We start from the raw sequence: 13,293 nt of genomic DNA on the forward strand, positions 1-13,293 counted from the left end.
CCGACGCCGGCACCGCCACCGGGACCGGGGTCGGTCGGTTGGCCGATCTCACCGTTGCCACCGTTGGCTCCGTTGCCGGCATTACCGCCGTTACCGGCGTTGCCGGCGATCGCGCCGCTGTCACCGCCGTTGCCGCCGTTGCCGCCGGAACCGCCGGTCTGGCCATCGATCAGCTGGTTGTTGTCGACGTGGCCGTCGACGCCGTCGGTGCCGGTGCCGCCGTTGCCGCCGTTGCCGCCATCGCCGTAGTCGCCGTAGTCGCCGCCGTTACCACCGTCACCGCCGTTGCCGCCGCTGGCGCCGGTCAGTGCGTTGGCATCGGTGGACGGGTCATAGCCTGCGCCACCATCACCACCGTGGCCCTGCGGGCCGGTCGGTGAGGTCCCGTCCGTGCCGTCATTGCCACCGTTGGCGGTGCCCGCCGCGCCACCGGTACCGGGGTTGCCGCCGTCACCGCCGTTGCCGCCGTCGGGGGTGGTCGCATCGCCGGCGGCGCCGTTGCCGCCGTCACCGGCCAGGCCGCCGTTGCCGGCGTTGAAGCCGGAACCACCCACACCACCATTGCCGCCGCTGCCGCCGTCGGTGCCGGATGTGCCCGGTGCCGCGTTCGCGTCGGCCGCGGCGTCGTAGCCGGCACCGCCGTTACCGGCGTTGCCTCCGTCGCCCTCGGTCAGTCCGCTCAAGCCGCTGCCCGCAGCGCCGCCGTCGCCGCCGTTTCCACCGGTGCCACCGTCGCCGGCGTCGACACCGAGCGCTCCCGCGGCGCCCGTCGCGGCGTTGCCACCCTGGCCACCGTCACCGCCGTTGCCCTGCGCCCCGCCGTTACCGCCGTTACCGCCCCTACCGCCACTGGCACCGGCCAGGGCGTTGGCGTCGGCAGCCGCGTCGTAACCGTTGCCACCGGTGCCGCCATTACCCATCAGCCAGCCACCGGCGCCCCCGACGCCACCGGTGACGTCGTCATCGGTGCCCGCGCCTCCGGCACCACCATCGCCGAACATCCCGGCAGCCCCACCGTCGGAACCACCGAAGCCGTCACCACCATTGCCGTACAGCCAGCCGCCGTTCTGCGCAGCGACCAAGTCACCGTTGTCATCGAGGTGCGCGTCGGCGCCGTTGCAGATCAACCCACACGCGCCGCCCAGACCGGCGAAAGGCATGTTGATCAGATTCAACAGGCCCGCGCTGGCCGGGTCGTCCAAGAACGACTGAATCGGGGTGTAGAGCATGTCGTAGAGCTGGGTGTCGAACTCCACCCAACTGTCCGGGCTGCCATCAGGCAGCGTGAACGCCGCCGACCCCGCATCCCACCAGGCCGTGTCCCACGACAGCCAGTCCAGATCCAGACCGAAGAAATCGAACTCGGCCTGCGCCGCAGGAGCCGCAGCCATCGGCCCCAACCCGAACGCCAAGAAGGCGCCTACCGCACTGGCCGCACCAACCCCGTAACCGAACACTCAGTGTGAGCTAAGCTAGCAAGAAAATACCGAAAGTCAAATTTCTCGGCCTTGACATACGGATAGTACGTTTTGATGCATCGACGCTCGGATTGTACGGTTTGACATGTGGTTTTCTTGTCTATGCGTAGCGGCGTTCGGCGGTCACAAACCTCAGGTGTCACGCTCTTTTATTGACCCATCCGCAGATCATCTCAGTGATGACACAGCATCCCCAGGCCCGCGAAACCATCGTTGACAGCGGAGACTGGGGCATGGCCGCCGAACTGCGGCAGCCCAGAACCCGGGCCGCCGAAGCCGATGCTCGAGAGGCCCGCCAGATCTTCAACACGCGGCGTCAGCGCCGTCCAGATCGTGCCGGAACTGACCAGGAGCGCCGAGTCGGCGGCGGTCGGTCGAAGAGCTCCGGGATGGCATACTCCGCGTGCTGCGCGGATTCAGTTTTCACGAGACCGGATGGGACACCGAAGCCGGCCGCCGCCCCCACGGCCAGTACACCACCGTGATGGTGCACCACCACATCACCCACTGGGAGCACGGCGGCGGAACCGAACTGTCCAAGGTCATACGTTGTTAAACTACCCTCATGTCTGCAAGGAAAACCACTGGTCAGCGTGTCGGGGTGTGCTCGGCGGCGATTTATGCCCGGATTTCCTCGGACGCGGAGGGCACGGGGTTGGGGGTGGCACGGCAGTTGGAGGATTGCCGCAAACTCGCTGCTGATCGGGGTTGGCCGGTCGGGGCCGAGTATGTCGACAACGATGTGTCGGCGTTTTCCGGTAAGCCGCGCCGCCAGTACGCGCGGATGCTGGCTGACCTTGCCGGCGGCGCTCGTGATGCGGTGATCGTCTACAACTTGGACCGGTTGCATCGGCGTCCGGTGGAGTTGGAGGAGTTCGTCACGCTGTGCGAGTCGGTGGGGGTGCGCGATGTTGCGACGGTGACCGCCGACATCGATCTCGGTAATGATGACGGGTTGTTCATGGCCCGGATTTTCGCCGCGTTCGCCGCCAAGGAATCGGGGCGCAAGTCGGCTCGTATCCGCCGCAAGATGTTGCAGAACGCGCAGGCCGGGTTGCCGCACGGGTCAGCACGCCCGTTCGGGTATGAAGCCGACAAGATCACCGTGCGCGAATCGGAGGCCGCCGTGGTCCGTGAGATGGTCGACCGGTACCTGGCCGGCCAATCCCTGCGGTCGCTGACGATCTGGCTCAACGAGTCGCAGATCGCCCCGAGTGTGGCGAGGTCGTGGCAGACTTCGGCGGTGCGCCAGGTGTTGTCCTCGGGTCGTATCGCCGGGTTGCGCGAGCACCGAGGGGAGGTGATCGGTGCGGCGGTATGGCCGGCGATCATCACCCCGGCAGAGCGAGATCGGGTGTTGGCGCGCATGGCAGCCCGGTCGGTGACCAAATCCCGCACCGCCCGCACGTATTTGTTGTCAGGGATGTTGCGCTGCGGGCGCTGCGGCAACCGGCTGTATTCCCAAGCCCGGCACAGCAATCCCGATAATCGGACGCGCCGCTATGTGTGTTTGAAGGGGCCGGATCATGGCGGGTGTGGCCGGTTGACGGTGGTCGCCGCCCCGGTCGAGGAACTGTTGACCGAGGCGGTGTTGGCGCGGCTGGATTCACCGCAGTTGGCCGACGTTTTGGCCGGCAAAGCCACCGCTGATGCCGATGTGACCGCGTTGGCGGCCCAAGTCGATGCGTGCCAGGACCGTCTGGATGAGTTGGCCGGGCTGTATGCCGAGGGTGCTATTACCGCCCGAGAGTGGATCGCAGCGCGTGATCCGATCACCGACCGCATCACCGCAGCCCGCCGGGATATTGCTGCGGCGACCGATACCACGGCGGTGTTCGAGCTGGCTGGCACCGGAGGGATACTGCGCACGGGGTGGGCTGATCTGGACCTGGGTCGTCAGCAGGCGATCGTCAAAGCGGTGTTGGATCACGCGGTGATCGCACCGGGGACGCCTGGCTCACGCAGTTTGGATATTGGCCGCGTACAACCGTATTGGCGCATTTAGGTGCGCTGCACGCGACCGGCTCAGGTACGCAGGTCGCGTACCGTCTGCGCGTTGAGCTCCTTCGTGCCACCGAAGTGATGCCAGTTGATGTGTGCTCCGCTCGGATGGAACCAGCCCATGGCGAGTGTCTTGCGGCCGAGTTCTTCGAGGGTTTCAGCGATCACGACACCATCGCCGTCGATAACCTGGTCGCCGAACAGTTTCCAGCCGTGGTCGAAGGCGATCAGCCGAGCGATCTCGGTATGGCTTCTTCCGACGAAGAGCGTTACGCCAACCTGTATCTCGGCGCCTCCGGGTACGTATCGCATCCCTGCTTCCTTTCTTATTCCCCTGCCCAGCGCAGTCGCGAGGTGGGCTCGATCACTGTTGTCACCAGTTCCATTATCCGGTGTCTTGGCGCACCGCCGACCGGAACTTTCCATCTGCCGATCGACCAGATCGGCACCATCGCCGTCTTCGGGCTGTCCAGCGCGGTCGGCGTTCTGCGCCCGCTGCGCTCCTGATCTGGGTTTGGTGTGCCGGCACCCGATCGGCAGGGCAGTTCTGGATCATGCCGTCATCGCTTCCGGCGCCTCTGGGGTTTTCGGTGTGGATATCGGCCGTGCGCAGCCCCTGCGGCGGGTGCGGGGCGTCGATCCGGCCGGGCAGCCGGCACCGAGGAGGGTGGCGATTCGGGCGATGACGGTGGGATCGGTCACGGTGACCGGGACGTTGTTTCGTTCACATGATGCGGTCAGCCAGGCGACGAACTCGGGCCTCTCATGCAGTTGCGGGCCGTCGGGGTGGTCGCGGCCCATACTGTCGTCGGCGGGTGTGGCGACCATTACCCGCCGCCTGGTGACGTGGGTGGAATGCTTCTTGCGGCGGTTCGGGTTTCGGTGATACCGGTGATACGGGCGGCAATGTGGCGCAGGGCTGCGGAGACGACCAGGACGTGCTCACCGGCGCTGCCGTGTCCGGCGTGGTCGAACGCCCAGGCCACCGCATCGGGGTCGATCGGTTCGTGGGATTCCCGGCCAGTAGCGGTCGCTTCGTTAACGGGTTTCGTTGCGTTCCGTTCCGTTATGTCTTTCGTCATCTGTTGGCGCGTCCAGGTGGCGCGGGCGGTGCGCAGGGCACCCATGGTGGTGGAGTAGTGCCGGGATTTGGTGGTGATGTGTCCGCGATACCCGAGGGTGTGCAGCCAGCGCCCGATCCCCGCCAACGCGCCACTACCGTGTTCGGCCAGCTCGGCGATGGTGGCCAGGATGGCCCGCACATGGTCGCTGACGGCCAGCTCGCCGATCGCTTCGGCGGACAGGCGTCGGGCGGTGATGCCGAAGTCGTGCAACGATTTGGTGACGTACTTCGCCAAGTATGCGGCGACCCGGCGTGGTGAGAGCCGCGGCGATGCGCTTGCGGGGGTTCCCGTCGTGGCGGGATCGTATGCGGCCGTGGTTGTTTCGGGTGTCAATGCTTGGGTGTCGATTTGGGTGCCGAACCGTAGTGTGTGCACCCCTTGGTTGGGGTGATCGTCGTCGGCGGGGAGCTCGACGCGGACGCGGCCGGCGGCCTGGTGAATCAGGGCGGTCAGTTCGGTGGCGGCGATCGGTGACGACCAGCCGGGGTGCTGGCCGGTGATGCGACGGGGCTCCCCACCACCGCACGCGGCGGCGGGGCTGTCACTGATGTGGTCACCCGATGCGGTGGTGGCGAGATCACCGGGTGGGTCGAGGCGGATCAGTGCGTGAATGTGCGGGATGGCACGCGCTTGCAGCTCCACCACCTTGACAAAACTGGCTCGCACCGAATCCGCAGATATCCCAATGGCTTTCAGATGTGCAGAGATGGCGCGTCGGAGTGTGATGGTGAAGCGCCGCCACAGTTCGGGCAGATGCCAGGCGAACAGCACATGCCCCAGATAGTCGTAGCAGTCCCGACACAATGCTTGGCCCACGGCCGGATCACCGAGGCCGTGAACCACGTTGCAGCGTAGTGGATTACCGTGTGGGCAACGCTCCGTCGCGCCGCCCGATTGCCGGGTGTGGCAGGTGGTGCCGGTGGCGTTGTGCACGGGCCCGTAGCCGGGTGCGGTGAGCGTGGCGAACACCTGCGGATGCGTGGCAACCTGCGCGGGTACGTCATGGTGGCCGCCGGCGGCACCGGCGTGCACCAGCTGCCAGGTATCACGGGCATACAAATCGGCGCATGACGGGCAGACGGCGGCGCGCCGGTTGTTGCAGCGCGTCCACACCGTATGCCGGCGCCCGGCCGTGTCGTCGCCGACCAGCTGGATCGGGTGGGCGCAGTAGCCGACCGATTCCACCCGCCGCCACCACGTCTCGAAACCGGGTGAGGAGGCACGTCGGCACATCTGGCCGATCACGGCATCCGTATCAACGGTGGTGGGTAGGCCCGGCAGCACGATCACCGGGTCTTGCGTCGTTACGGTGTTCACCGGTTTCCCTGGTCGCCGGGGCGTGGTGCCCGAAAGGTGCGGGCCAACGCGGTGATGTCGCGGTCGGTGACGTGGAAGGCCCGGACCCGTAGCGGGTCGGCGGTGCCGTCGATCATCACGTACCCGACCCCAGGTGTGGCGTCGGGGATGAGGTCGCATTCGGCGCCGGCATCGCGGGCGCCTTGGCCGAGCACCATCGCGGTCTGGGTGGCTTCGGTCATGCGCAGCCCGACCCGGACGGTGAACAGTTGGCGCACAGGGAGGGTGTCTTTGGCCGGGTCTTGCACCGCGGCGATCACTGAGATGCCGACCGCCCGCCCCTGGGATAACAGCAGCCCGAGCAGTTGTTCGATCTCGGCGCGCAGCTTGCGATCGGTGACGTAGGCGGTCAGCGCGGCGATCTCGTCGATGATCACCACGTACAGCGGTTCGGCGACGGTGGGGGTGTGCAGACGGGTGTGTCCGCGCAACCGGGCGGCGCGGGCCTGCATCAGCTCCGCCAGCTGGCGCAGCATCTCCACAGTTCGCGCCGACACGTCGGTGCAAAACACCGAAAACATCGGCGCGCCCGCACCCAGTTCCATGCCGCCTTTGGGGTCGATCACGCACAACCGAACCCGCCCGGCGTTGACCTGGGGTGCCAGCCCTGCGATCAGCGACCACAGCACCGAGCCCTTGCCCGCTCCGGTAGCCCCAGCGACCAGGATGTGGTTACCGAGAACCGGCAACGTCCACCAGCGTCGGGATTCGGTGATCCCGACGCGGACCGCACTCGCATCGACCGGCGTTGTCGGGGTCGGCACCGGCAGCCGGACCGGGTTGGACAGCACGTCGCCGCGCATGATCGTCACCCGCAGCTCTCCTGGGGTTGTCGGGCGGATCGCCAGGCGGTCAGCGCGCCAGGTTGCCGCCAACGCCGCGGTCTGCTTGTGCCAGTCGTTGACCGATTGACCGGTGGCCACCCGCACGACCAGCACATCGACACCGCGGCCGATGCGCACCGAGCAAAGTTGCGGAACCAGCACGCGATCACCGGTTTTCGTGGCCAGCCCGTGCAGGGTGCACACCGATTCCCAGTTGTGGCGATACCGCGACCACGACCCCCAGCGTTGCCGGACCGGATCGATCACCCACGCATCGAACGTGCCCGGGTCCAGGATCGCCCACAGGACATAAGCCGCGGCGGCAAACGATGCGGCCGCAAAACCCGCGCGGGGACCGTGGCTGGCTCCGATCCAGATCGCGATGACGACCGGGATGCTCACGGCGGGAAACAGGATCGCCCACCACAGCAGGTAACCGGTAGCGGTCAGCAGCGAAGAAATGAGTTCGCCGAACCAGTCGGAATCAGCTGATTCAGGATTACCGCGGCGGCCGGTGGGATGGGATGTATTCGACATGATGTCACGCTTTCTTCAAAGATCGTTGGCTGGATGACGGGGCAGGCCCGGTCGCACCCGCTCGCGCAACCGGGCCTGGCCCCTGGTTGTTAGCGGCCCTGCTGGCTCGGTGACTTCGCTACACCGGTGGCCGGGTCGGCGGCGCCGATCGCCTCCGCGCGAAATGCCACACCGCTGCGGTCTCCTTGGCTCCACGGGATCGCCACGAGACCGGACACCGAGACCGGTTGTGTCACGGCAATTTTCGGATCACCGACCACGGTGACCGTCAGGACTTCACCACCGGTGTCATCGAGGGCGAGCAGCTGAATCGAATACAGCTGCGCCCCGGTTGCCGGATCGATCTTCGGGCTTCCGGTGTCGAAGTTCAGTCGCGGTTCGGCCGGCTTGGTCACGATGAAACGGCTCGTTGATGTATCGAGTTTCAAACGCATGTCGCACCTCCATGGGCGGTTGCTAACTGTTGTCGTGCAACGGGTTTCGCTGCACCCCTTCACTTCAGCAGTTCACCGCGGACATATCGGCCCCATCAGGTGGACATCTACGGCCACCGGATGGACAGATAGGGACACCGGGCAGACACGCACCCATCGGCGAGGTGTCCGGGGGTGATTTCGGCGTCAGATGTGGCCGCGTTCGCTACTGTGAATGCCGCGATCCGCCGATCACTGGGGAGGAACACCGGGGGCCATGGCAGCATCGACGTCCATCCGCGATCCCGCGTCCGGTGCCCGGCTCACCGATGCCCTCGCTGCCAAGCAGATGACCGTGCCGCAGCTTGCCAGCAAGGCCGGGGTGTCGATGAAGTCGATCCGGCGCTGGCTCAAAGGGGAACCGATCAACCGGGCAGCCGCCTACGCTGTCGCGCAAGCCCTCGAAGTTCCCGTATGGGATATCTGGCCGGACCTGGGACCAACCAATACGCCCACCACGGCGGTGACAGTCGATGGTGGCGAAGCCGAGGCGGCGTTGCCGGTGGCCGATCACGGCATCATCGACGCATTCGTATCCCGCGCGGAGTTGACGCGTGCCTATCCGCCCGCGGAAATACTGGCCGAAGCCACGCGAGTGCAGGTCATGGGGTTATCACTGAACCAGGTCGTGCAATCGGTCTCCGACCGGCAGCTGCGGGCAGCGCTTGACGGCGGTCTTGAGCTGCAATGCCTGTTTTTGCAGCCCTACAGCCGTTACGTCAGCGACCGAGAAGCCGAAGAAGCTCACGCTGCCGGAGTCTTGTCGCAGCTGACCGCAACCAACATCGACACTCTCAAACGCGCCCGCCGCCACCTGCCAGCCGAGATGGCGCACCGGTTGCAGTTGCGCACCTACGATGCGCCGCTACGGTTCCATATCATGGTGGTCGACGACTCACTGGCGCTCGTCCAGCTCTACCTACCGACCGCACGCGGCACCGAATCACCCGCACTCGTGCTTCGACCCACCACCGCACCACCGGATCTGTTCACCGAATTCGCCACCGTCTTCGCCGACGCCTGGGCCACCGGAAACGAGGTGTAACCGTTGACCAGCCCAACTCCAGACCGCGCCCAGCTCGACCGCTATCAGCAGATCGCCTTGCAGGCGGTGTCCATCGGCACCCGCACCTTGGCCGACGCGCACGGGCCAGGCCGCATCACCGACAAAACCGACCGCGACATCGTCACCGAAACCGACTTCCACGTTCAGCAGGCCGTCATGCGCCACCTCTCGGCCGCAACACCCGAGACGGTGTTTCTCGGCGAAGAACAGACCGGCCAGATCGCAGACGATGCCCTGCCGCAGATCACCCCAGCCGAGTTCAGTGACGCCCCACTTGCCTGGGTGCTCGACCCGATCGACGGCACCAGCAACTACGCCCACGGCATCCCCCTACATGCGGTCTCACTGGCCCTGGCCTGCTTCGGTGAGCCGGCCGTCGCCGTCACCGCCATCCCCGCCCTCAACAGCACCTACCACGCCACCCGCGGCGGCGGCGCCTTCTGCAACAGCCAACCCACCCGCGTACGCAACACCACCGACCTGCGCAAGGCCATCGTCAGCATCAACGACTACGCCACCGGCGACAACGCCGAGACGAAGAATCGGCGGCGCCTGGCCATCACCGCAGCACTCATCCCCGCCGTCGAACGCATCCGCATGTTCGGTGCCGCCACCATCGACCTCGCATTCGTCGCCGCCGGCCTCACCGACGCCGCCATCCTCGACACCAACAAGCCCTGGGACACCGCCGCCGGAGTTCTCCTCGCCCGCGAAGCCGGGGCCACCGTCACCGATCTCAGCGGACACCCACACACCGCCACCGGTGCCAGCACCCTCGCCGCCGCCCCAGCCATCGCCGCCCAACTCACACAGCTCACCGCCCAACCACGCTGACCACACTGCGCTGGTGGCCGGCTCCCTCCGGGCTTCGCTCCGCTCCCTTGCGCTACCGTCCGCTGGCGCTCCCGTCCGCGCCGGTCGCTGCGCTACACCCTGTGTCCGCCGGCCACAACACACCCCCGCCCACGGCCAGGGCGGACCCCACGAGCAAGACAGCCAGCACTCACGCTGCGCCCAGGGTGCTGGCACCGTCACCGGCTGCGTGGCACCCCGAGAAACTGACCCTGACCTCGGCTGTGAGAACTTTCTTTACTGCTATCGAGTTCACCGCCGGCGAGGAGATGCTCACCGAAGTTTCGTGCAAGTTCCGATCCGAAGCGGTGTCCGCCCAACTGGCCACCGTCGGGCTGGAGCGCACCCGGTGCTGGACCGACGACGCCGGCGACTTCGGTCTCGCACTGGCGGTGAAGCAGTCGCCATGCGTGCCGGCCGAAGCGCACCGCAGGGATTGTGCGATGTGCGCCTTGATCACCACGGTCACCACCGACCAGTCGGCCCCGGTGATCACCGGCCAGCGATTGCGCAAAGGGGCATGTGGCTCCCCACGTGGGGCGGCCCGGATGATCGGTGACACCCTGGCCACTGTGGCGCGGCCGCACTGACCGGAGGCGACGGCCAGGCCTCTGCTGCGGGCGGACTCGGCGTTCTACGGCTATCCGACCGTGGCGGCGGCGCTACGCGGTGGCGCCGACGTATCGGTCACCGTGCGGCTGGACCCCAAGGTCAAGGCCCGCCACCGCCCCGATCGGCGGCTATGCCGGGATTCCCATCGCATACACCGACACGATCTCCGACGAAGACGCTCGACAGTGAATTTCACGCGCCGAGGTCGCCGGATCGAATTCAGCGCGTTCTGCTCCCGCAAGACCGGCGAGCAGGTTCCGGGCCGGTTGGTGGTGCGCCGCATCCCCGACCGCAATCCCAGCAGCGAACAAGGGCAGGCCACCTTGTTCGACAGCTGGCGAAGAAACCGATGACGCCGAACGGCACACGTTGATGCAGGTCATACCGGCTCCAGTTCGGTTGGCCTACAAGCTGTTCAGCCAGCGCCAGTCCACCCGCGAAGCCGCCGCGATCCGCAGCTGACCCATCGTCAACGCGGGCGCTGCATCACCGTACGGCGTAGTCGTGGATGTGGGTGATCACAGCGTCCAGGGCGGCTTCGAGGGCGCTGGTGTCGTGTTGGGCCTGCGCGAGGACGAGCCCGCCCTGCAGCGCCGCCAGCAGGGCAAGGGACAGCGCGGTGGCGTCGGCCTCCGGCCGCAGGGTTCCGTTGTCGACCATGGCGGCCAGGCTGGCGCGAATCGCTTCGGACCACGCGATGAACCCGGCGGCCAGCGCTTCGCGCGCCCACGGATGATCGTCGGACAGCTCGCTGGACAGGCTCCCCAGCGGACAGCCCCCGGCCCCGTTCTGCCGGCGGGCGACGTCGACCACCACGTCGCACCAGGCCCGCAGCGCCTCGAGGCTGTCGATGGCCAGCAACGGCGCCTGATGGGACATGATCGCCTCGGCCTGGAACTCGATGACCGCTCGCGTGAGGTCGTCCTTGCCGGCGAAGTAGTGATAGATCTGCGACGAGCTGACCCCGGCGGCGTCGCGGACGGCGGGGGTGCTGGTGCCCGCGACGCCGTGCCGGTACATCAGGTCGGCCGCGGCCGCGACGATCCGCTCGCGCGTCGCGCGCCCTTTCCGGGTGCTGGGCGCCTCCCGAGGCACCGCGCGTGTCGGCATCGAACCCCTTCAAGACTGGACTGGACTTGACTATCCAATCCTATCGCGCCTAGATTGGATACCTCAATCCATTTTAGGCGGGAGTAACAGGATGAGTACTGACTTGACACCGGTGCTGATCACCGGTGAACCTCGGGCATCGGGCGGGCGACTGCGCAACTGTTCAGCCAGCGCGGTACCACCGTGATCATCACCGGCCGCGACGAGGCCCGCGGCAAGGAAATCGCCGCCGAGACCGGCCGGCGCTTCATCCGCGCCGATCTGGCCGCACCCGAGGAGGTGCGACGCCTGGCCGTCGAGGCCGGCGAGGTGGACGTGCTGGTCAACAACGCCGGCTGCTGGGATTTGGGACCGACCGCCGAGACCACCGACGCGGCGTTCGACGCGATGAACGCGGTGAACGTACGCGCCTCGTTCTTCCTCACCGCGGCACTGGCCTCGCCGATGGCCGCACGCGGTCACGGAGCGATCGTGAACGTCTCCACCATGGTCGCCGCACGGGGCGCTGCCGGCATGGCCGCCTACGGGGCGAGCAAGGCGGCCCTGGAGGCGTTGACCCGCTCGTGGGCTGCTGAATTCGGACCGGCCGGTGTGCGCGTCAACGCCGTCGCGCTCCGACCGAGCCGCACTGAGGTCACCCAGAGCATGGGCGACATGCTCGACACCCTCGCCGCCGCCAGCCCGCTCGGTCGCCCGAACGAGCCCGGCGAGGTCGCCCGCGTTATCGCCTACCTCGCCGGCGAGGAAGCCCGGCCGATCACCGGAACCGTTCTCGCCGTTGACGCGGGCCGAGTCGCCACGCTCTGACCGCCTCGTGCGCAGCTGACCCCATTCGAAAGGAACATCATGATTCTTGTCACCGGCGCGACCGGCAACGTCGGATCAGAGGCCGTACGACTGCTGTCCGCGCGGCACCATCCCACCCGGGCACTGGTCCGTGACCCGTCCCGCGTGGCGCAACGCGATGCACTCGACGGCGAGATCGAGTTTGTCATCGGCGATTTCGATCGTCCGGACACGCTCGACGCGGCCCTGGACGGTATCTGCACCGTCATCCTGGTGAGCCCGGCCGCGCCAGTCCAAGAGATCGCGGTCATCGACAGCGCCGTCCGGCAGGGGGTGAGGCACATTGTCAAGGTCAGCAGTAAGGCGTCGTCCGATTCCCCGGTCGAGCGGCGGCGGGGCCAGGCGCGGATCGAGGCGCATCTGGAGTCCACCGGCCTGGCGCACACACTGCTACGGCCCAATGCGTACCTGCAGAACCTGCTCGCGATGGCGCCGGTGATCCGGCAGACGGGGGGCTTTGTGATGTCGGCCGGCGACGGACAGGTCGGGATGATCGACGCCCGGGACGTCGCCGCCGGCGCGACCGCGGTCGCCGTCGCGCCGAGCGCGCACGCGGGCTGCGTCTACTGGTTGAGCGGCCCCGACCTGATCACCTACGCCGAGATCTCAAAAGAACTGACCGCCACGCTGGGACACGAGGTCGAGTACCGCCGGATCGGACCCGACGAGCATCGGGCCGTGATGATCGCGGCCGGTGTTCCCGAAGCGGTGGCGTCCTCGAACGCCCAGGCGTTCGGGCTCATCGCCGAGGGCGATGCGGCATGGCTGACCGACGACGTGGCGACGCTCACCGGCACCGCGCCACGCAGCCTGGGCGCCTTCATCGCCGAATACGCACCCGTGTTCGCCTGAGCTGGGCAAACGCCGCTACGGGACACCTCATACGCTCCGGTCAGCCATATCCAGCCCATCGGCATCGCAGGCATCGCTGCGCGGAGGCCCTGCCGCCACGAATTGGCGGACCGCCGACTACCGGCAAAGGTGCACTAGCACAGGCAGCTTTCGATCCATGCC

General features: G+C 67.2%; 12 protein-coding genes and 3 pseudogenes. 9 read left to right on the plus strand and 6 right to left on the minus strand.

Features of this window, described 5'->3' with window-relative positions:
* Positions 1 to 1,391: pseudogene (locus tag K6T84_RS05470) on the minus strand (hypothetical protein); the annotation flags it as partial.
* A gap of 490 nt (positions 1,392 to 1,881) precedes the next feature.
* On the opposite strand from K6T84_RS05470, the gene K6T84_RS05475 reads away from it, so the two are divergent.
* From K6T84_RS05475 to K6T84_RS05485, 3 genes are all read left to right on the plus strand, one after another.
* On the plus strand, positions 1,882 to 2,034 hold the full coding sequence (locus tag K6T84_RS05475) for a hypothetical protein (protein WP_225401296.1): 153 nt from the start codon (positions 1,882 to 1,884) through the stop codon (positions 2,032 to 2,034).
* 9 nt (positions 2,035 to 2,043) lie between these two features.
* Positions 2,044 to 3,483, plus strand: a complete 1,440-nt coding sequence (locus tag K6T84_RS05480) for a recombinase family protein (RefSeq protein ID WP_224863830.1) — start codon at positions 2,044 to 2,046, stop codon at positions 3,481 to 3,483.
* A gap of 104 nt (positions 3,484 to 3,587) precedes the next feature.
* Complete coding sequence (locus K6T84_RS05485) at positions 3,588 to 3,986, plus strand: hypothetical protein (RefSeq protein ID WP_224863831.1); 399 nt, start codon at positions 3,588 to 3,590, stop codon at positions 3,984 to 3,986.
* A 45-nt stretch (positions 3,987 to 4,031) separates the two neighbouring features.
* On the opposite strand, the gene K6T84_RS05490 is transcribed toward K6T84_RS05485, so the two are convergent.
* From K6T84_RS05490 to K6T84_RS05505, 4 genes are all read right to left on the minus strand, one after another.
* Positions 4,032 to 4,307 (minus strand): hypothetical protein, encoded by a 276-nt coding sequence (locus tag K6T84_RS05490; RefSeq protein ID WP_224863832.1) that lies wholly within the window; start codon positions 4,305 to 4,307, stop codon positions 4,032 to 4,034.
* Complete coding sequence (locus K6T84_RS05495; protein WP_224865603.1) at positions 4,307 to 5,836, minus strand: replication initiator; 1,530 nt, start codon at positions 5,834 to 5,836, stop codon at positions 4,307 to 4,309. Before K6T84_RS05495 ends, K6T84_RS05490 begins: the two co-directional genes overlap by 1 nt.
* Positions 5,837 to 5,916: 80 nt before the next feature.
* Positions 5,917 to 7,320, minus strand: a complete 1,404-nt coding sequence (locus K6T84_RS05500; protein WP_224863833.1) for an FtsK/SpoIIIE domain-containing protein — start codon at positions 7,318 to 7,320, stop codon at positions 5,917 to 5,919.
* An 89-nt stretch (positions 7,321 to 7,409) separates the two neighbouring features.
* The gene (locus tag K6T84_RS05505) at positions 7,410 to 7,754 is read right to left on the minus strand and encodes an SCO3933 family regulatory protein (protein WP_224863834.1); all 345 of its coding nucleotides are present in this window, start codon (positions 7,752 to 7,754) and stop codon (positions 7,410 to 7,412) included.
* A gap of 256 nt (positions 7,755 to 8,010) precedes the next feature.
* On the opposite strand from K6T84_RS05505, the gene K6T84_RS05510 reads away from it, so the two are divergent.
* The 4 genes and pseudogenes from K6T84_RS05510 to K6T84_RS05525 form a co-directional block, all read left to right on the plus strand.
* Positions 8,011 to 8,838 carry a DUF5919 domain-containing protein gene (locus tag K6T84_RS05510; RefSeq protein ID WP_224863835.1) on the plus strand — a complete coding sequence of 276 codons (828 nt, stop codon included), beginning with the start codon at positions 8,011 to 8,013 and terminating at the stop codon, positions 8,836 to 8,838.
* A 3-nt stretch (positions 8,839 to 8,841) separates the two neighbouring features.
* Positions 8,842 to 9,693: an inositol monophosphatase family protein gene (locus K6T84_RS05515; protein WP_224863836.1), complete on the plus strand. Its 852-nt coding sequence runs from the start codon at positions 8,842 to 8,844 to the stop codon at positions 9,691 to 9,693.
* 263 nt (positions 9,694 to 9,956) lie between these two features.
* Positions 9,957 to 10,109: pseudogene (locus K6T84_RS05520) on the plus strand (L-histidine N(alpha)-methyltransferase); the annotation flags it as partial.
* A 51-nt stretch (positions 10,110 to 10,160) separates the two neighbouring features.
* Positions 10,161 to 10,664 (plus strand): annotated as a pseudogene (locus tag K6T84_RS05525) (IS1380 family transposase); the annotation flags it as partial.
* 145 nt (positions 10,665 to 10,809) lie between these two features.
* On the opposite strand, the gene K6T84_RS05530 reads toward K6T84_RS05525, so the two are convergent.
* On the minus strand, positions 10,810 to 11,433 hold the full coding sequence (locus K6T84_RS05530) for a TetR/AcrR family transcriptional regulator (protein WP_224863837.1): 624 nt from the start codon (positions 11,431 to 11,433) through the stop codon (positions 10,810 to 10,812).
* 183 nt (positions 11,434 to 11,616) lie between these two features.
* Here K6T84_RS05530 and K6T84_RS05535 point away from each other — a divergent pair, with 183 nt between their 5' ends.
* Positions 11,617 to 12,240 (plus strand): SDR family NAD(P)-dependent oxidoreductase, encoded by a 624-nt coding sequence (locus tag K6T84_RS05535; RefSeq protein ID WP_255612426.1) that lies wholly within the window; start codon positions 11,617 to 11,619, stop codon positions 12,238 to 12,240.
* A 39-nt stretch (positions 12,241 to 12,279) separates the two neighbouring features.
* The gene (locus tag K6T84_RS05540) at positions 12,280 to 13,131 is read left to right on the plus strand and encodes an SDR family oxidoreductase (protein WP_224863838.1); all 852 of its coding nucleotides are present in this window, start codon (positions 12,280 to 12,282) and stop codon (positions 13,129 to 13,131) included.
* Positions 13,132 to 13,293: the final 162 nt, after the last annotated feature.

It is taken from the genome of Mycobacterium zoologicum, assembly GCF_020181635.2.
In the GTDB taxonomy this organism is placed as follows: Bacteria; Actinomycetota; Actinomycetes; order Mycobacteriales; family Mycobacteriaceae; genus Mycobacterium; species Mycobacterium zoologicum.